General features: G+C 69.9%; 17 protein-coding genes and 2 pseudogenes. 13 read left to right on the top strand and 6 right to left on the bottom strand.

The features are described 5' to 3' along the window. The first annotated feature begins 138 nt into the window (after positions 1-138). Complete coding sequence (locus OG509_RS19570) at positions 139-918, top strand: carbon-nitrogen family hydrolase (protein WP_385587522.1); 780 nt, start codon at positions 139-141, stop codon at positions 916-918. Positions 919-935: 17 nt separating this feature from the next. Here OG509_RS19570 and OG509_RS19575 read toward each other — a convergent pair whose 3' ends face one another. Further along, the gene (locus OG509_RS19575; protein WP_406183720.1) at positions 936-1,448 is read right to left on the bottom strand and encodes an LURP-one-related/scramblase family protein; all 513 of its coding nucleotides are present in this window, start codon (positions 1,446-1,448) and stop codon (positions 936-938) included. Between the two features lie 32 nt (positions 1,449-1,480). On the opposite strand from OG509_RS19575, the gene OG509_RS19580 reads away from it, so the two are divergent. The 8 genes and pseudogenes from OG509_RS19580 to OG509_RS19615 all read left to right on the top strand — a co-directional run bounded on the left by OG509_RS19580 (position 1,481) and on the right by OG509_RS19615 (position 9,096). Continuing rightward, positions 1,481-2,284 (top strand): hypothetical protein, encoded by an 804-nt coding sequence (locus tag OG509_RS19580; RefSeq protein ID WP_406183721.1) that lies wholly within the window; start codon positions 1,481-1,483, stop codon positions 2,282-2,284. Between the two features lie 40 nt (positions 2,285-2,324). Beyond that, positions 2,325-2,846 (top strand): DUF4240 domain-containing protein, encoded by a 522-nt coding sequence (locus OG509_RS19585; protein WP_406183722.1) that lies wholly within the window; start codon positions 2,325-2,327, stop codon positions 2,844-2,846. 255 nt (positions 2,847-3,101) lie between these two features. Next, positions 3,102-4,667, top strand: coding sequence for a recombinase family protein (locus tag OG509_RS19590; protein WP_406183723.1), 1,566 nt, complete (start codon positions 3,102-3,104; stop codon positions 4,665-4,667). A gap of 426 nt (positions 4,668-5,093) precedes the next feature. Then, positions 5,094-5,321, top strand: coding sequence for a hypothetical protein (locus tag OG509_RS19595; protein WP_406183724.1), 228 nt, complete (start codon positions 5,094-5,096; stop codon positions 5,319-5,321). Positions 5,322-5,364: 43 nt separating this feature from the next. Then, positions 5,365-5,808 carry a DUF6879 family protein gene (locus tag OG509_RS19600; protein WP_406187629.1) on the top strand — a complete coding sequence of 148 codons (444 nt, stop codon included), beginning with the start codon at positions 5,365-5,367 and terminating at the stop codon, positions 5,806-5,808. A gap of 16 nt (positions 5,809-5,824) precedes the next feature. After that, positions 5,825-6,670: pseudogene (locus tag OG509_RS19605) on the top strand (helix-turn-helix domain-containing protein). Positions 6,671-6,757: 87 nt separating this feature from the next. Continuing rightward, on the top strand, positions 6,758-6,958 hold the full coding sequence (locus OG509_RS19610) for a hypothetical protein (protein WP_406183725.1): 201 nt from the start codon (positions 6,758-6,760) through the stop codon (positions 6,956-6,958). 293 nt (positions 6,959-7,251) lie between these two features. Then, the gene (locus OG509_RS19615; RefSeq protein ID WP_406183726.1) at positions 7,252-9,096 is read left to right on the top strand and encodes an NHL domain-containing thioredoxin family protein; all 1,845 of its coding nucleotides are present in this window, start codon (positions 7,252-7,254) and stop codon (positions 9,094-9,096) included. Positions 9,097-9,182: 86 nt separating this feature from the next. Here the strand turns inward: OG509_RS19615 and OG509_RS19620 are convergent, their stop codons facing one another. From OG509_RS19620 to OG509_RS19630, 3 genes are all read right to left on the bottom strand, one after another. Further along, on the bottom strand, positions 9,183-10,475 hold the full coding sequence (locus OG509_RS19620) for a M18 family aminopeptidase (RefSeq protein ID WP_406183727.1): 1,293 nt from the start codon (positions 10,473-10,475) through the stop codon (positions 9,183-9,185). A gap of 101 nt (positions 10,476-10,576) precedes the next feature. After that, positions 10,577-11,326 (bottom strand): hypothetical protein, encoded by a 750-nt coding sequence (locus OG509_RS19625; RefSeq protein WP_406183728.1) that lies wholly within the window; start codon positions 11,324-11,326, stop codon positions 10,577-10,579. Between the two features lie 94 nt (positions 11,327-11,420). Continuing rightward, positions 11,421-13,250, bottom strand: coding sequence for an acyl-CoA dehydrogenase (locus tag OG509_RS19630; RefSeq protein WP_406187630.1), 1,830 nt, complete (start codon positions 13,248-13,250; stop codon positions 11,421-11,423). A gap of 216 nt (positions 13,251-13,466) precedes the next feature. On the opposite strand from OG509_RS19630, the gene OG509_RS19635 reads away from it, so the two are divergent. From OG509_RS19635 to OG509_RS19650, 4 genes are all read left to right on the top strand, one after another. Further along, positions 13,467-13,928: an SseB family protein gene (locus OG509_RS19635; protein ID WP_099890461.1), complete on the top strand. Its 462-nt coding sequence runs from the start codon at positions 13,467-13,469 to the stop codon at positions 13,926-13,928. A 25-nt stretch (positions 13,929-13,953) separates the two neighbouring features. Further along, positions 13,954-14,913: a helix-turn-helix domain-containing protein gene (locus tag OG509_RS19640; protein ID WP_406183729.1), complete on the top strand. Its 960-nt coding sequence runs from the start codon at positions 13,954-13,956 to the stop codon at positions 14,911-14,913. A 128-nt stretch (positions 14,914-15,041) separates the two neighbouring features. Beyond that, the gene (locus OG509_RS19645) at positions 15,042-15,410 is read left to right on the top strand and encodes a hypothetical protein (RefSeq protein WP_406183730.1); all 369 of its coding nucleotides are present in this window, start codon (positions 15,042-15,044) and stop codon (positions 15,408-15,410) included. A 126-nt stretch (positions 15,411-15,536) separates the two neighbouring features. Continuing rightward, complete coding sequence (locus OG509_RS19650; protein WP_406183731.1) at positions 15,537-16,523, top strand: pirin family protein; 987 nt, start codon at positions 15,537-15,539, stop codon at positions 16,521-16,523. A 4-nt stretch (positions 16,524-16,527) separates the two neighbouring features. On the opposite strand, the pseudogene OG509_RS19655 reads toward OG509_RS19650, so the two are convergent. Next, positions 16,528-16,668, bottom strand: a pseudogene (locus OG509_RS19655) (ABC transporter permease); the annotation flags it as partial. Positions 16,669-16,714: 46 nt separating this feature from the next. After that, positions 16,715-17,758 carry an AI-2E family transporter gene (locus tag OG509_RS19660; protein WP_406187631.1) on the bottom strand — a complete coding sequence of 348 codons (1,044 nt, stop codon included), beginning with the start codon at positions 17,756-17,758 and terminating at the stop codon, positions 16,715-16,717. Between the last annotated feature and the right edge of the window lie 60 nt (positions 17,759-17,818).

Raw genomic sequence — 17,818 nt, forward strand, 5'->3', positions numbered from 1 at the left:
GCGTGCTGTTCAGTGGCGCGTTTTCTGGAAGCGTGTGGACTGCTTCCAAAACTACGCTGCCGGTGAGCGCCCCGGCAGTGCTTTCGTGTGACGATCGTAGGCCCGAGTTGACGGCTTGAATGCCAGGACGGTGGTACTGTGCGCGCCTCGCTGATCCAAATCGCGGTGTCCGACGGGGAGTCGGTCACCTCACGCCGTGCCCGAGCGGCCGATCTCGTACGGGAGCAGGCCGGCTCGGACCTGGTCGTGCTGCCCGAACTGTGGACGGTGGGCGCCTTCGCGTACGAGCAGTTCGAGACCGAGGCCGAGCCGCTGGACGGCCCGACGTACGAGGCGATGTCGAAGGCGGCGAGCGACGCCGGGGTCTGGCTGCACGCCGGCTCGGTCGTGGAGCGCGCGGGCGACGGCTCCCTCTACAACACCGCCCTCGTCCTGTCCCCGTCGGGCGAGCTGGCCGCCACGTACCGCAAGATCCACCGCTTCGGCTTCGACCAGGGCGAGGCCGTCCTGATGTCGGCCGGGGACTCCCTGACCACCGTGACCCTGCCGGAGCAGGTCCTCGGCATCGCCACCTGTTACGACCTGCGCTTCCCGGAGCTGTTCCGCGGCCTCGTCGACGCCGGGGCCACCACGATGGTCGTGGCCGCGGGCTGGCCGGCCCGCCGCCGGGCCCACTGGACCCTGCTCAACCGGGCGCGGGCCGTCGAGGACCAGTCGTACGTGCTCGCCTGCGGGCTGGCCGGTACGCACGCGGGCGTCGAGCAGGCCGGGCACAGCCTGGTGGTGGACCCCTGGGGCGAGGTCCTGGCCGAGGCGGGGCCCGGCGAGGGAGTCCTCACCGTCGACCTGGACCCGGCGAAGGTGGCCGAGACCCGGGAGCAGTTCCCGGCCTTGAAGGACCGCCGCCTGGGCCGCTGACCGGCGGCTACGAGGCCTCAGTCCTCGTCGGGCTCCTCGCGCCCCTCGCGCTCCTTCTCGGCCATGCGGATCACGCACACGGCGACGGCGATCAGCAGCGCCGCGTCCGCGTCCTCCCGGATCACGTCCACGGCGTACGTCTCGCGGATCCGGTACCACTGGCGGGAGATCAGCGCGAGGAGCTCCCCCTCGTACTCGATCTTGAACTCCCGGTCCAGGAGCCGCCCGCTCACGTCCAGTTCGGTGCCCTCGACCAGCGTGACGAGGTAGTGGCCCCGCAGCAGCGAGAGCCGCTTGCGGCGGATCACGGCGAGCCGGCGCTCGTCGCGCTCCAGCGTCATCGCGTCGCGCAGGCGCAGCAGCTTCTCCCGCAGCGTGATCAGGATCTGCCCGTCCGGGTCCTTCAGCTCCAGCGTGTCCCGGAAGCGCAGCGCCTTGCCGTCGACGAGGAAGGCGTGCCTCCCGTCCTCGTCCTCGATCCAGTAGTCGTCCCCCAGGGCCAGCATTTTGTCCCGAACCAGGTATTTCATGCCCGGATCGATGCCCGCGATAGGTTGCCGCCATGCCTCTGCTCTATGTGACCGACCTGGCGTACCCGGCGCGCGGCCGCCGCTACTGCGACGAGGACATCTTCCTCACCTCCCGGCTGCGCGAGCACTTCCCGCTCGCCCTGTGCCATCCGCTGGACGCGGCGGCCATGATGGCGGACTTCGACGCGGTGATCGTCCGCAACAGCGGGCCTGTCCTGCACTACCAGGAGGCGTACGACGCCTTCCGCGCGGCGGCCCTCGCCGCCGGCACCCGCGTCTACAACCCGCTCACGGGCCGCGGCGACATGGCCGGCAAGCAGTACCTCCTCGACCTGACGGCCGCCGGGCACCCCGTCATCCCCACGATCGACGACCCCGCCGACCTCGCGCTGCTCCCCTCGGTGCCCTCGTACGCGGTGAAGCCCAAGCAGGGCGCGGACTCCATAGGCCTGACCTTCACCCCGCACCCGGCCGGACCGGCGGGGGTCAACCTCATCCAGCCGCGCATCGACTTCGCGTACGAGGTCTCCTTCTACTTCGTCGATGACGCCTTCCAGTACGCCCTCCACGCCCCGGACCCGGCCCGCCGCTGGGAGCTGAAGCCGTACGAGGCCACGGCGGCCGACCTCGACTTCGCCCGCGGCTTCATCGCGTGGAACACGCTGTCGCACGGCATCCAGCGGGTGGACGCCTGCCGCGCCCCCTCCGGCGAGCTCCTCCTCGTCGAGCTGGAGGACCTGAACCCGTACCTCTCCCTGGACCTTGTGTCCCCGGAGGCGCAGGAGGCCTTCATCACCGCTCTGACAGAATCCCTCCACTCCTTCCTCACCGTCTGACGGCACGTCCGATGTCAGAGGGGGATGCCAGGCTTCCCCCATGGACAAGCACACGTTCTGGAAGCTGATCGCCACGGCCCGTACGGAGGCCGCTCCGGACCAGGTGGCGGCGCGCGCCTCGCAGTTGCTGGCGCTCTGCCCCGAGGCCGAGATAGCCGCCGCCCAGCAGGTGCTGTGGGACCTGCTGGCGGAGTCCTACCGCAGCCCCCTGTGGGCCGCGGCGTATGTGATCAACGGCGGCTGCTCGGACGACGGCTTCGACTACTTCCGCGGCTGGCTCCTGACCCAGGGCGAGGAGGCCTTCGCCCGGGCCCTGGCCGACCCCGACTGCCTGGCGGACCACCCCGCGGTCCGCGAGGCGGCGGCGGAGGGCCTGGAACTGTGGGACGAGGAGGCCCTCTCGATCGCCTGGGCCGCCTACGAATCGGCCACGGGCCGCGAGCTCCCGGCGGACTCCTTCACGATCAGCTACCCGGCGCTGGACCCGTCCTGGGACTTCGACTTCGACGACACGGCGGAGACCTCCACCCGCCTCCCCCGCCTGAGCTCCCTCTTCGACTAGGCCGTGTCCGGGCGGGACGGCCGTGAGGGGGCGTTCGCGGGCGGATGGCAAGCTTGAAGGATGAACGATGCTGCCCCGGCGCCCACCCCCGCGCCCCGCCGTGCCCGTCTCCGTGCCCCCGAGCTGGTCGGGAAGGGGGGCTGGCTGAACACGGGTGGGAAGGATCTGAGCCTCGCCGAACTGCGCGGCCGGATCGTGATCCTCGATTTTTGGATTTCCTGAACCAATGTGCGCACTCCTCGCTAGCGTGGGGACGTGCACCAACACACCACTGCTGACCTGTACTTGCGTCTGTCCCTTGACCGGGAAGGCAAGACCGCGATCGACCGCCAGGAAGCCGACTGCCGTGCGTGGGCGGAGCGCAACGGACTGACCGTCCGCAAGGTCCACATCGACCGTGGACGTTCCGGCTACAAGAACGTCAGCCGCAAGGGGTTCGACGCGGCGATCACAGCCGTCACGGCCGGCGTCGTGGGCGTGCTGATCGTCTGGAAACTCGACCGTCTGTCCCGCAAGGGCATCGGCGAGGTCGGAAAGGCGCTGGACGACATAGGCCGGGTCGGCGGGCGGCTGGTCTCTGTCATGGATGGCCTCGACACGCAGAACGACAGTGCCCGCGTCACCATCGCGATGTTGGCGGAGCTCGCGCGCAATGAGTCACGCAATCTCGGGATGCGCGTGGGCAGTGCCAAGCGGTACCTGCGGCAGCGAGGGCAATGGATCGGCGGGCAGCCGCCCTACGGGCTCCTGGTGGACCGGGAGACGAAGAAGCTCGTCCACGACCCCGAGACCGCCGTCTACGCCCGTCTGATCGCCGACGAAGCACTGTCCGGGAAGGCCCTCGTTCACATCGCCCGACTGCTGAACGAGCACGGGGTGGAGTCGGCCCGCGGAGGCGAGTGGAACTCGTCCAGTGTCATGCAGCTCCTTCGCTCACCGGCCTTCGCCGGACTCATGCCGCAGACCGAGTACGAGGAGCAGGCGGACGGGACACGCAAGTACATGAACCGGGTCTCCCCCTACCGAGACCCGGAGACGCTCGAAACGGTGAGCATCGGCGAGGGGATCATCACGGTCGGGGAGCGCGAGCTCATCCTCCGCCAGCTCGAAGCGCGCACGTTCCCTCTGGCGGGAAAGCGGCACGGCCACAAGCAGGGCAAGTCGCTTCTCACTGGCATAGCGCGCTGTGGGCTCTGCGGCGCCCGGATGAGCAAGGCCGGCACGTCGTACCAGTGCTCCAGCCACCGGATGGGGCGAGGATGCTCCGGCGTCTCCGCCCGGGTGGAGAGCATCGACGACTACGTGACCCGGGCGTTCCTGTCACGCCTGCCGTCCCTGGAGCCCCAGGACCCGCTGCTCGCCGTGATCGCCGATCGCTGGGTGCAGAGGGAGGACCCGGAGGTTTTCGCGAAACGGGACGCGATCGAGGCGGAGATCGTGGACGAGGGAGCCCGTCTGGCGGACCTGGAGGAGGCCAGGTACGTCCGTGGCGAGTTCACCGGCGCAGACGCGATCGACCGGTACAACCGGCTCGCAGGACGACTTCGTACCCGGATCGAGGGGCTGCGCGCGGACCTACTGGGGATGCCGACCCCTTCCGTGGACATCTCTCCTCTCCTGGATGCCGGCCTGCTATGTGAAGCTTGGGAAGCCGACGATGCGGCCGGAAGACGTGAACGCCTTGGCCTCGCAATCGATCGAGTGGAAGTCCGGCGAGGCAGGGTGGGCGTCAGGTTCGACGGTAACGAGCGCTGCCGGATCGTCTGGGCGACAAAGGGCAGCGCTGGGGTGGAGGCAGCAGGTGACGAAGTGACGGAATGACGATCGAATTCCATTACTTCCTTAAGAGATGATCTGAGTCCCTATAGGTGGAATAGAAGCTGAACGTCATTCCGTCACTTCGTCACCGGGAACCGCGGAAGGTCGGTGCGAAGTTGCGTTGTGGCCGCCAGCCCGCCCCCGGCCTCAGCTCGCCTTTCGCGCCCGGGGTGTGGCCCCGATTTTGGCATCGGTTCCGCACTGACCTGCGGTGACGTGGTCCACAAGGTGGAAGAACGACCCTGTTAAGGCTCCCTCGAAGTCCGATGAACACCCCTGAGCCCCGTGTCTGCCGCCCTTGCGAGGGTGGCGGCACGGGGGCATTTCCGCTCCCCGGCCCGTAGAAGTTCGTGCAAGTTGCTGGCACGCCCGGGTGATCCGGAGCAAGCTCGTTCATGTTGATCGCCACCAGAGCGACCGGAGGACACCATGACGTTGCACCGGCTTGGCAAGGATCCGGAGAGCCCCAACAACGGGTCCCCGACCGTCTACTTGGACGACGAGACCGGGAACTACATCCTGCAAGGGTGGCGCGTGACGGACGCGGAACGGCTGGCCCAGCTGGACGTCCCCGCCCATGAGACCGTCATCGAGTTCCCGAAGCGCATGATGCAGTTCTTCCCGGAGGTGAACGGTGGCGACGGAGCCGACGTTTGAGGACCTGTTCCGCGCCGCGAGGCACAGCGCGTACCACCTGGAGATGAGGGACGCCTACGCGCTGGATCGGGACTACGCCGAGTGGACTTCGGGCAGCCGATTCGACCCGGCGGAACGTTGGCCCTGGTGGATCGAGCTGGTCTCCGGGTCCGTGGCGCGGGGCGTCGATGTCCGCCGAGCGCGCATCGTCTCCGAGCCGATCTCTCCGTACGTGCGCTACGAGTACGAGCTGACCAGCGGCCACAACATCAAGGCCGGGGAGAGCGTGCGCTGGCTGTCCCGCCGGGAGGCTTCCGGCCTGGCACTGCCCGGCAACGACCTGTGGCTCTTCGACGGCACGTCTGTGCTCTTCAACCACTTCGACGGCAACGGAGAGATGACTGGCGAGGAGTTGGTCACAGACCCCGCCGTAGTGGAACTGTGTGCGTCCGCGTTCACGGCCGTGTGGGCACGGGCTACCCCGCACGAGGACTACCAGCCGGTCTGATCCAGAGCAGTCGAACGTGACGTCATCGTCCAGCGTCCAGCAAGCCCGGGAGTCCCTGGGTAAGCGCCTGCGCGAGATCCGGAAGGACTCCGGTCTTACCGCCCGGGAGCTTGCCTCCCGGGCCGGCTGGCATGAAAGCAAGTGCAGCCGTATCGAGAACGGGCGTACGGCGCCCTCCGACGGTGATCTCCGCGTCTGGACGCTGCACTGTGACGCAGAGGAGCAACTTGCCGACCTGGTCGCCACAGCACGCAACATCGACGGCGCCTACGTCGAGTGGCGACGTATGGAGCGGTCCGGCCTGCGGCGCGCTCAGGAGTCGGTCCTCCCGCTGTGGTAACGGACCCGGAATTTCCGCGCCTACTCCTCCTGGCTGATCCCCGGCCCCTTCCAGACGCGTGCGTACATCGAAGCGTTGCTCACAGCGATTCGCGACCGTCGCGCGCTGCCCGATGACCTGGAAGCAGCCGTTCAGGTCCGCGTGGACAAGCAGCGGATTTTGCAATCCGGTCCCCACCGTTTCGCCGTTCTCCTGGAGGAGAGCGTCCTGCGCCACCGGATCGGAGGCGCCGACACCATGGCTGGGCAGCTGGGCCACCTTCTGTCCCTGGCGACTCTGCCGAACGTCAGCCTGGGCGTGATACCGATGACTGCCGACCGCACGGCGCTGTGGCCGGTAGAGGATTTCTGGATCTTCGATGAGGCGCAAGTCAACGTTGAGCTGGTCTCTGCGTTCCTCACGATCACTCAGCCACACGAGATCGGCATGTACGCCCGTACCTTCGCTGACCTCGCAGAATTGGCTGTCTACGGCGCCCCGTCCCGCGCTTTGATCACAGCAGCCATAGACGCCCTCGGGTGACCGGACGCAAGTCCCCGCAAGTTCATTGAGGCCCGATCCCCGGCCTTCCTAGCGTGGTCGCCGTACGGACGACACGAGGAGCGGGCCGTGAAGCCGATCACCTATGCGCAACCCCCGGTAGAGCTGCCGTTGCGAACAGATCCGGAGCCCGTACCGGCAGCCGGCTGCGGAGTCTGCGCCGCCCTGGCCGCGCAGCGTCGAGAGGGCCGCCTCGAAGGCGACGGCTCCGTGGTCAGTGACTGCAACGTGGAGCTCAGGAACCACCCGCACCCCGGGGAGTCGACGTGAGCGTGAAAGCCGTGCTGCGGTACGTGAGCTACGTCATGCGCCGCCACCCATCGGCCGAGACCACCGCAACCGCGCGGTGCCTGAACCCGGACTGCCGGTGGACCTCCGAACCGACCGGGAACGCGGACGTGTGCACCGACATGTGTATACAGCACACTGGCCGGACCGGGCATATGACCTACCTCCGAGAATTCTCGGAGGTCGCCCTGGTGGAGCGGATCCCATAGCTGCGCAGGGCAACCGCGTCGTACGGCTGTGATCCGGTGTTCATGGGCCAATGGCAAGCTTGAAACATGAACGATGCTGCCCCGGCGCCCACCCCCGCGCCCGCGACCCGCCGTGCCCGTGTCCGTGCCCCCGAGCTGACCGGCAAGGGCGGCTGGATCAATACTGGCGGGAAGGACCTGAAGCTCGCCGACTTCCGAGGTCGCACATTGATCATCGATTTTTGGACCTTCTGCTGCATCAACTGCCTGCACGTCCTGGACGAGCTGCGCGAGCTGGAGGAGAAGCACCGCGACACCGTGGTGATCATCGGCGTCCACTCGCCGAAGTTCGTGCACGAGGCCGAGCACGCGGCCGTCGTCGACGCCGTCGAGCGGTACGAGGTGCACCACCCCGTCCTCGATGACCCCGAGCTGGCCACCTGGAAGCAGTACGCCGTACGGGCCTGGCCGACGCTCGTCGTCATCGACCCCGAGGGGTACATCGTCGCGCAGCACGCCGGCGAGGGGCATGCGCACGCCATCGCGCGGCTCGTGGACGAGCTCGAAGCCGAGCACGCGGCCAAGGGCACGCTGCGCCGCGGTGACGGGCCGTACGTGGCGCCCGAGCCGGTCGCGACCGACCTCCGCTTCCCCGGGAAGGCGCTCGTGCTGCCGGGCGGGAACCTGCTCGTGTCGGACTCGACGCGCCACCAGCTCGTGGAGCTGGCCCCCGACGGCGAGAGCGTCGTACGGCGCATCGGCAGCGGCGAGCGCGGCTTCACCGCCGACGGCTTCAGCGAGCCGCAGGGCCTGGCGCTGCTCCCCGACGGGTCCGTGATCGTCGCCGACACCGTCAACCACGCCCTGCGCCGCTTCGACCCCGCGACGGGCGCCGTCGAGACCGTCGCCGGGACCGGCCGGCAGTGGTGGCAGGGCTCCCCGACCTCCGGTCCGGCCCTTGAGGTGGACCTGTCCTCGCCGTGGGACGTTGCGTGGTGGCGGGGCAAGGTGTGGATCGCCATGGCGGGCGTGCACCAGCTGTGGACCTGGGACCCGCGGACCGGGACCGTCGAGGTCTCCGCCGGGACGACCAGCGAGGGCCTGCACGACGGCCCCGCCCTGGAGGCCTGGCTCGCCCAGCCGTCCGGGCTCGCGGCCGCCGGGGACCGGCTGTGGATCGCCGACTCCGAGAACAGCGCCCTGCGGTACGTGGAACCCGCGGGCGAGGAGGGTGACGGATACGCCGTACGGACCGCCGTCGGGACCGGCCTGTTCGACTTCGGGCACCGGGACGGCGACGCCGCCCAGGCCCTGCTCCAGCATCCGCTCGGCGTGACCGCGCTGCCGGACGGCTCGGTCGCGGTGTGCGACACGTACAACCACGCGCTGCGCCGCTTCGACCCGGCGACCGGTCAGGTCTCCACCCTGGCCACCGACCTGCGGGAGCCCAGCGACGCGGTGCTGGTCGGCGAGGACATCGTGGTCGTCGAGTCCGCCAGGCACCGGATGACCCGGCTGCGCCTGCCGGAGGAGGCGGTACGGGTCGACGCCGTCGCCCACCGCACGCAGCGGGCCGCCACCGAGGTCGCCCCGGGCACGCTCCGGCTCGACGTGGTGTTCCAGGCGCCGACCGGCCAGAAGCTCGACACCCGCTACGGGCCGTCGACGCGGCTGCTGGTGTCCTCGACCCCGCCGGAGCTGCTGGTGGGCGGCGAGGGGGCCGGGACGGACCTGTTCCGGGAGCTGGCCCTGAACCCGGAGGTCACGCAGGGCGTGCTGCACGTCTCGGCGATGGCGGCCTCGTGCGACGACGACCCGGCGAACGAGTACCCGGCCTGCCACGTGCACCAGCAGGACTGGGGCGTGCCGGTGACCGTCACGGCCGACGGCGCCACCCGGCTGCCGCTCGTCCTCGCCGGAATGGACGCCTAGGGGCATCCGCCGGGACGACGTCGTACGGCCGGGGCCCGCCGGGGGGTCCCGGCCGTACGGCTCCGGCTCGGCCCGTACGACGGGCGTCAGCCCTCCAGGAACGCCACCAGCGCGTTCGCGAGCAGGTACGGGTCATCCGCACCGCACAGCTCGCGGGCGCTGTGCATCGACAGGATCGCGACGCCGATGTCCACCGTCTGGATCCCGTGCCGGGCGGCCGTGATCGGGCCGATCGTCGTCCCGCACGGCATCGAGTTGTTCGAGACGAACGTCTGCCACGGCACTCCGGCCCGCTCGCACGCCGCCGCGAACACCGCGCGCCCGCTGCCGTCCGTCGCGTACCGCTGGTTGACGTTGACCTTCAGGATCGGGCCGCCGTTGGCGCGCGGGTGGTGCGAGGGGTCGTGCCGCTCCGCGTAGTTGGGGTGCACGGCGTGGCCGGTGTCCGAGGACAGGCAGATGGTGCCCGCGAAGGCCCGCGCGCGGTCCTCGTACGTACCCCCACGTGCGAAGACGGAACGTTCCAGCACATTCCCCAGCAGCGGCCCGTCCGCGCCCGTGTCCGACTGCGAGCCGTTCTCCTCGTGGTCGAACGCGGCCAGCACCGGGATGTGGTCCAGCTTGTCGGCAGTCGAGGCGGCGGCCAGCGCCGCGACGCCCGCGTGCACCGAGACCAGGTTGTCCATGCGCGGGCCGGCCACGAGCTCGCGGTCGCGCCCCAGGTACGACGGCGGCTCGATCGAGTGGACCATCAGGTCCCAGCCGGCCACCGAGCCCTGCGGCAGGCCCTCTTCCTCCTCCAGGAAGGCGATGAGGTCGCCCTCCTGGACCTCGCCCAGACCCCAGATCGGCTGCATGTGGCGCTGCTTGTCGAGCTTGAGCCCTTCGCTGTTGACCGACCGGTCCAGGTGCACGGCCAGTTGCGGGACGCGCAGCAGCGCGCGGTCCACGTTCACCAGCCGCTCGCTGCCGTCGCGCAGGCTCAGCCGACCGGCCAGGCCCAGGTCCCGGTCCAGCCAGGTGTTGAGCAGGGTGCCGCCGTAGATCTCGACCGCGATCTGCCGCCAGCCCTGTGAGCCCGTGTCAGGAAGCGGCTTGACGCGGAGGTTGGGGGAGTCGGTGTGCGCACCGACGATCCGGAACGGCATGTGAGCGGTCGCGCCCTCCGGGACGAACCAGGCGATGAGCGCTCCGCCGCGCAGGACGAACCGGCCCCCGCTGCCCGAGTCCCAGGCGTCCGTTTCCGACAACTGCCTGAAGCCTGCCTTTTCCAGCCGCTCGGCCGCGTTGGCCACGGCGTGGTACGGCGACGGACTGGCCGTCAAAAAGGTCATCAGATCGTCGGTGTGGCCGCGGTCGAAGCGGGCGGGAGAGCTCATGTGGTTCACCTTAACGACGGTCGTGTTCGCCATGGTCGGACTGCGGCGGATAGCCGAAACGCCGGGACCGCGGGCTGTGTGGTCCACTTCCCGGCGGCTTCTCAGCCCGGCGGGCGCTCGAATCTGCGCTGCAGCTGCCTGCGCTCGCCCCGGCGGATGCGCGGGAGCATCTCCGGGGTCGTCGCGGAGCGCTGCGCGCGTCTCTTGCGTCCGGCGCAGAAGATACAGGCCTCACCGGGCGGCGCGTCCGGGTCGATGGGCGCGCCGGGGTGTTCGGAGCAGCCGGAGGCGTTGCGCGGCCGGGACAGCTCGCGGGCCACGATGAACGCCCGGTGGAGGTCGTCCGCTATCCGGACGAACTCTTCGGGCGGAGAGGAGAAGCCCAGGTGGAAGCGGCGGTCCTCGACCGTGCGCAGGTGCTCGCGCAGGGACTGCAGCGTGTACGGGGGGTCCGGCACGGGATAGCCCAGCCGGCGTTGCTCCCCCGCGGGCGGGGCGGCGGCCGCCGCGCGGGCGCCGCGGGCGCCCTGGGCGCGCAGCCCGAGGCGGCGCCGGTCGTTGCAGATCAGGCAGCGGCCCCAGCCGTCGGGCGCCTCGGGGTCCAGGGCCCCGTTGGGGTGCTCGGAGCAGCCGGTGTAGCTCTTGGCGGGCGCGAGCCCGGCGGCCGTCTGGAAGGCGGTGTACAGGGCGTCGGCGACGGTCTCGTACTCGGCGGGGTGGGCGCCGTCGTACAGCTCCCGCATGTGGTCGCCGAGGCTGCCCAGGGCGGCCTGCAGCTCCTTGAGGGCGTACGGCCGCCCGGTCGGGACGGAGTACCCCCTGCTGTGGCTGTGCTGCTCTGCCGGGCTCATGCCTACGAGCGTCCCACGAACCACCGACAACCTGTGAATGCCGACGGCCGGACCCCTCAGTGGGGCCCGGCCGTCGGGCGGGTGACCGTAGAGGCTAGAACGCGGCCTCGTCGAGCTCCATCAGGGAGTTGTCGACGGCCTCGGCCAGCGCGCGGGCGACCGAGACGTTCGGGAGCACCTGCGAGGCGAAGAACTTCGCCGCCGCGATCTTGCCGGTGTAGAAGGGGACGTCCTTCGCGGGGGCGTCGGCGGCCAGCTTCTCGGCGGCCACGGCCGCGCCCTTGAGCAGCAGGTAGCCGACGACCACGTCACCGGAGGCCATCAGCAGGCGGGTGGTGTTCTGGCCGACCTTGTAGATGTTCTTGACGTCCTCGCCGGTGGCGGTGAGGTCGACGATCATCTGGCCGACGATGGCCTCCAGGTCCACGGCGGCCTTGGCGAGCGCGTCGCGGGCGCCGGCCAGCTCCTCGCCGCCGACGGCCTCGGCCAGGAACTTCTTGATCGTCTCGGAGAGGACGTTCAGCGAGGCACCCTGGTCGCGGACGATCTTCCGGAAGAAGAAGTCCTGGCCCTGGATCGCCGTGGTGCCCTCGTAGAGGGTGTCGATCTTGGCGTCGCGGATGTACTGCTCGATCGGGTATTCCTGCAGGTAACCGGAACCGCCGAAGGTCTGCAGCGACTGCGCGAGCTGCTCGTACGAGCGCTCCGAGCCGTAGCCCTTCACGATCGGCAGGAGCAGGTCGTTCAGGCCGATCTCGGCGGAGGCGTCCTCGCCCTCGGCCTGCTTGAGCTGGATCGCGTCCTGGACGGAGGCGGTGTACAGCACCAGGGCGCGCATGCCCTCGGCGTACGCCTTCTGCGTCATCAGCGAGCGGCGCACGTCCGGGTGGTGCGTGATGGTGACCTTGGGGGCCGTCTTGTCCATGAAGTTGGCCAGGTCCGGACCCTGCACGCGCTCCTTGGCGTACTCCAGGGCGTTCAGGTAGCCGGTCGAGAGCGTCGCGATGGCCTTCGTGCCGACCATCATGCGGGCGAACTCGATGATCATGAACATCTGGCGGATGCCGTCGTGCTTGTCACCGATCAGCCAGCCCTTGGCGGGGTGCTGGTCGCCGAAGGTCATCTCGCACGTGTTGGAGGCCTTGAGGCCCATCTTGTGCTCGACGTTCGTCGCGTAGACGCCGTTGCGCTCGCCCAGCTCGCCGGTCTCCCAGTCGAAGTGGAACTTCGGGACGAGGAAGAGGGACAGGCCCTTGGTGCCCGGGCCGTGGCCCTCGGGGCGCGCGAGGACGTAGTGGAGGATGTTCTCCTCCATGTCGTGCTCACCGGACGTGATGAAGCGCTTCACGCCCTCGATGTGCCAGGAGCCGTCCGCCTGCTGGATCGCCTTGGTGCGGCCGGCGCCCACGTCGGAACCGGCGTCCGGCTCGGTGAGGACCATGGTGGAGCCCCAGCGCTTCTCGACCGCTATCTGGGCGACCTTCTTCTGCGCCTCGTTGCCCTCTTCGAAGAGGATGCCGGCGAACGCCGGGCCGGAGGAGTACATCCAGATGGCCGGGTTCGAGCCGAGCAGCAGCTCCGCGTAGGCCCAGATGAGGGAGCGGGGCGAGGTGGTGCCGCCGATCTCCTCGGGCAGGCCCAGACGCCAGTACTCGGAGTCCATGAAGGCTTCGTAGCTCTTCTTGAAGGATGCCGGGACCGGCGCGGTGTTGGTGGCCGGGTCGAAGACCGGCGGGTTGCGGTCGGCGTCCGCGAAGGATTCGGCCAGCTCGTTCTCGGCGAGCCGGGTGATCTCGGACAGGACGCTCTTGGCGGTCTCGGTGTCCATCTCACCGAACGGTCCGGTGCCGTACAGCTTGTCGCGGCCGAGTACCTCGAAGAGGTTGAACTCGATGTCGCGGAGATTCGACTTGTAGTGCCCCATGGCGACGGCTCCGTTAAGGCTCGGGAAGACAGGTTCCTCGTACATACCAATCGGTAATGTCATGATGCTACCCGCGGGTAATAAGAAGCAACCCCTGATGTGGCGACTGTGACCAGGGTCAAGCCGCGCACCAGCGGGCCGCCGGTCCGCGGCCCTGCGGAACCCTGGCGGGAATGCGCGTCCACGGCGCCGGGGGTGCTCGGTAGGCTTCGCCCTATGTACGGCTACGACCAGAACGTGAGCGCAGGGCAGCAGCAGTACGCCGCCCCGCAGCAGATGGCCGGCGGGTACGGCGAGCAGCCGCTGTACCCCGAGCCCTCGCCGCCGTCGCTCGCCGACGCGGTGCGGGCCTTCACGACCGGGTCGCTGTCCGCCGAGGACTTCCAGCAGATCTTCGCCACGTCGAAGGTCTACTGCCCGCGCGGTGAGACCCCGGGCTTCCTGGCGCTGCACAACACGCAGCAGCCGGTGATCCCCATGTTCACCACGCTCAAGGAGCTCCGCCGGTACGCCGGCAAGGAGTCCAAGTACTTCGTGATCACGGGCGCCGAGGTGATCGACCTGCTGCCGACCGGCTACGGCTTCGTCCTCGACATGGAGGGCGACCACCGCATGGTCTTCGACGCGAAGGCCGTGGAGCAGATGGTCGACTACGCGATGCGCCGCATGTACGGCTGATCGACGCCGTAGCCGGGGGCGGATCGTGCTGCGAGTGCATTTCACGGCGGAGGACCTGCTCAACATCACCTTCGCGCGCGAGCCGTTGCCGCTGGTGGAGCTGTCGATGGCGCTGATCGCCTGGCAGCGCGTGGACGAGCAGGCCGTTTTCGGCCGCTGGCGCGGCCGGATCAGCCGGGAGTTACCGGACCGGGCGCGCCCGCTGCTCGATCTGCTGCGGCCGGACGGCGACAATCCGCAGTTCGTCGAGCCCCTCGCGCGGAGCCTGGAGGAGGGGCTGGCCGCCGTACGGGACGCGGGTCCCCTGCTGACCGCGGACCAGCTGCACCGCACGGCCGCCCGCGCCCCCGGCCGGGCGTCCTGGCTGCGGGCGCTGTGGGGCCAGGACCGCGAGGCGTGGGACCTGCTGGACGGCGCGATCCGCTGCGCGTACGAGGTGGTCGTGGCCCCGAAGTGGCCGCAGATCCGTCAGTCCTTCCGGGCGGACGTCGCCTGGCGCACCCGGCTGCTGGCGGCCCACGGCATCAAGGCGTGCCTGGCGAGCATCCATCCGGCGGCGGCCTGGTCGGACACCGCCTTCGAGGTGGGCCTGCCACCGGACTACGAGGTCCGGCTCGGCGGCGGCGGTCTGATGCTGATGCCCTCGGCGTTCTGGACGGGGCGCCCGCTGCTGGCCGACCTGCCGGACGGGTCGCACGTCCTGCACTATCCGGCGATGACCCCGCTGCCCCTGGTCGAACCGGGCCGGGCGGAAGGTGCGCTGGACGCGCTGCTGGGCCGGACCCGGGCGGCCGTACTCCAGCTGTTGATCGAGCAGCGGACCACGAGCGAGCTGGCCCGGGACCTGGACATCAGCCTGCCGTCGGTCTCGGAGCACACCCGCACGCTGCGCGCTGCCGGGCTCATCACCACGGAGCGGGACGGCAAGGCGGTCCTCCACGCGGCCACCGGGCTGGGCGTGGACCTGCTGCACGGCGGCGGCTGACCACGGATCCTTTCGGGCACGCCCGAAAGGATCGCGCCCGACGCCGGGGGTCTCGAATATCAGTGCTGCGGGGGACGGACACGGGGGCCCCGCTCCACCGATCGGACCAGGGAGACGCGATGTCACGCATGTCGATCCGCACGAAGCTCGCCGCGCTGGCGGCCACCGGGGTCCTGGCGCTGGGTACGGGGGTCCTGGCGGCATCGCCGGCATCGGCTTCGGACCAGACGTTCTACGGCTGCCGGTCCGGCGACGCCTGCATCTGGGGGGCGGGCGCGGCGCTCGACACCGGCCCGACCAACTCCTACCGGGAGGCGCGGACCTACAACCTGAGCAACCAGAACAACTACCACTACGTGAAGAACAACCAGACCGGCGGCTGGAAGTTCAAGCTGTGCACCGGGTGGAACGGTACGGGGACCTGTTACACCATGTATCAGGACGAGCTCTGGTGGGTGAACCTGACACCCATCAACTCGGTCGTCGTCACGCCGTAACCGCATATGTGCAGGTGAGAGGCGTCGGGCCCCGGGGGGAATGTCCCCGGGGCCCCTTCTGTTCTGTGAGGGTGTGGCAGAAAGTTCGAGTTTCAACTAAACTCGACGCAGAAGGAGGTTCCGACCATGCCTGCAGTGACTGTGGAGAACCCGTTGACGCTCCCCCGCGTCGCCGAGCCCGCCCAGGAGACCGCCGCCCGCAAGGTGCTGGCCGTCACGACCGCCCCTGGTGGGTTCGAGGGCGAGGGGTTCCCGGTGCGCCGCGCGTTCGCCGGGATCAACTACCAGCACCTCGACCCGTTCATCATGATGGACCAGATGGGCGAGGTGGAGTACGCGCCCGGCGAGCCCAAGGGCACCCCGTGGCACCCCCACCGCGGCTTCGAGACCGTCACGTACCTGATCGACGGAACCTTCGTCCACCAGGACAGCAACGGCGGCGGCGGAGTCATCAACGGCGGTGACACCCAGTGGATGACGGCCGGCTCCGGCCTCCTGCACATCGAGGCCCCGCCGGAGTCCCTCGTCGTGTCCGGCGGGCTCTTCCACGGCCTCCAGCTGTGGGTGAACCTCCCCGCCTCCGACAAGATGATGCCCCCGCGCTACCAGGACATCGGCGGCGGCCAGGTCCAGCTGCTGTCCACCCCCGACGGCGGCGCCCTGCTCCGCGTGATCGCCGGTGACCTGGACGGCCACGCCGGCCCCGGCATCACCCACACCCCGATCACGATGATCCACGCGACCGTCACCCCGGGCGCGCAGGTCACCCTCCCGTGGCGCGAGGACTTCAACGCCCTCGCGTACGTCATGGCCGGCCGCGGCAGCGTCGGCACCGACCGGCGGCCCATCCACACCGGCCAGACGGCCGTCTTCGGCGAGGGCGGCTCGATCACGGTGCGGGCGGAAGAGGCCCAGGACTCGAACACCCCGGACCTTGAGGTCGTCCTCCTCGGCGGGCGTCCGATCCGGGAGCCGATGGCGCACTACGGGCCGTTCGTCATGAACAGCCGGCAGGAGCTCCAGCAGGCCTTCGACGACTTCCAGGCGGGCCGGCTGGGGACCATCCCCACCACCGCCCGGGAGCGCACGAAGTCGGCGGACCAGCACTCCTGACCCAGCGGCACAGGGCCTCCGCCGGTTGTGTACGGGAGGCCCGCCACGCCGGGTACAGGCCGGCCAGGACCCCGGTGACCAGTCCGATCAGCGGCGCCACGGCGACGATGAGCGGCGACATCACCGGGGTCCGGTCGCGCAGCGCCCGGTGCCGCTGGGCGACACCACCGTACGGTCCGCCCCGGTCGCGCCTACTCGGCGCGCTCGGCACCCGCGTACCGCCTGCGGATCTCCGAGACCACACCGAATGCGGCGGCGGTCAGCGGTACGGACAGCAGCATGCCGAGGATCCCGGCGACGCTGGCGCCGGCGGTGATGGCGAGCATGACCACGGCGGGGTGCATCTGGACGGTCCGGCTCTGGATCACGGGTTGCAGGATGTGCCCCTCCAGCAGCTGTACGGCGAGCACCACGCCCACGGCCCACAGGCCGATGACCCATCCCCGCTCGGCGAAGGCGACGAGGACGGCCACCGCGCCGGAGATGAAGGCGCCCAGGTACGGGATGTACGCGCCGACGAACACCAGGGCGCCGAGTCCGACGGCGCCGGGGACGCGGAGCACGAGCAGCCCGACCGTGATGCAGACGGCGTCGATCAGGGCGATGAAGGTGGTCCCGCGCATGAAGCCCGCGACGGCCTCGAAGGCACGGCGGGCCATCGCCTCCACGGTGTCGCCGCTGGCGCGGGGCGCGAGCGAGCGCAGGGTGGCGGCGGCGCGGTGCGAGTCGCGCAGGAAGAAGAACATCAGCAGGAGGGCGAGGAGGGCGGTGGCGAGCATCTCGCCGACGACGCTGATGCCGGTGATGACGCCGGAGGCGGCCGTACCGCCGAACTTCGCCAGCAGCGCCTTGGCGTTCGAGGCCAGGTCCTCCAGGGAGGTGCCGGCGGGCCCGAAGCGCTCGGCGAGGTCCTGTCCGGCCTGCTTGAGGGAGTCCAGGATCTGGTCTCCGGTGCCGATCAGGGCGTGGACGACGACGTACCCGGCCCCGCCGAACACCGCGACCACGCCGAGGCAGGTGAGCGCGGCGGCGAGGGAGCGGTGCACCCCCATCCGTACGAGGCGCCGGTGCATCGGACCGAGCAGGGCGACCCCGAGCAGCGCGAGGAGGACGGGCGTGACGGCGGCCTTGAAGGTGATGCACAGCCACACGCCGACGGCGACCACGCCGGTGACGAGCAGGGCGACCACGCACCAGGCGGCCAGCCGCCTGACCGGCGGGGGAAGCAGAGTCAGCACCCGTGCATCCAACCACGGCGCTCCGGTGCCGCCTTGTCGCCGGGGTCGCTCCTCCCG

The organism is Streptomyces sp. NBC_01006 (genome assembly GCF_045162725.1).
Classification (GTDB): Bacteria; Actinomycetota; Actinomycetes; order Streptomycetales; family Streptomycetaceae; genus Streptomyces.

Excerpts from the sequence above, each read along its gene's own strand:
- OG509_RS19615 (WP_406183726.1), top strand. The coding sequence starts at position 7,252 with ATGAACGATGCTGCCCCGGCGCCCACCCCCGCGCCCGCGACCCGCCGT.
- OG509_RS19600 (WP_406187629.1), top strand. The coding sequence starts at position 5,365 with ATGAGGGACGCCTACGCGCTGGATCGGGACTACGCCGAGTGGACTTCG.
- OG509_RS19620 (WP_406183727.1), bottom strand. The coding sequence starts at position 10,475 with ATGAGCTCTCCCGCCCGCTTCGACCGCGGCCACACCGACGATCTGATG.
- OG509_RS19595 (WP_406183724.1), top strand. The coding sequence starts at position 5,094 with ATGACGTTGCACCGGCTTGGCAAGGATCCGGAGAGCCCCAACAACGGG.
- OG509_RS19650 (WP_406183731.1), top strand. The coding sequence starts at position 15,537 with ATGCCTGCAGTGACTGTGGAGAACCCGTTGACGCTCCCCCGCGTCGCC.
- OG509_RS19625 (WP_406183728.1), bottom strand. The coding sequence starts at position 11,326 with ATGAGCCCGGCAGAGCAGCACAGCCACAGCAGGGGGTACTCCGTCCCG.
- OG509_RS19630 (WP_406187630.1), bottom strand. The coding sequence starts at position 13,250 with ATGGGGCACTACAAGTCGAATCTCCGCGACATCGAGTTCAACCTCTTC.
- OG509_RS19645 (WP_406183730.1), top strand. The coding sequence starts at position 15,042 with ATGTCGATCCGCACGAAGCTCGCCGCGCTGGCGGCCACCGGGGTCCTG.
- OG509_RS19580 (WP_406183721.1), top strand. The coding sequence starts at position 1,481 with ATGCCTCTGCTCTATGTGACCGACCTGGCGTACCCGGCGCGCGGCCGC.
- OG509_RS19635 (WP_099890461.1), top strand. The coding sequence starts at position 13,467 with ATGTACGGCTACGACCAGAACGTGAGCGCAGGGCAGCAGCAGTACGCC.
- OG509_RS19585 (WP_406183722.1), top strand. The coding sequence starts at position 2,325 with ATGGACAAGCACACGTTCTGGAAGCTGATCGCCACGGCCCGTACGGAG.
- OG509_RS19575 (WP_406183720.1), bottom strand. The coding sequence starts at position 1,448 with ATGAAATACCTGGTTCGGGACAAAATGCTGGCCCTGGGGGACGACTAC.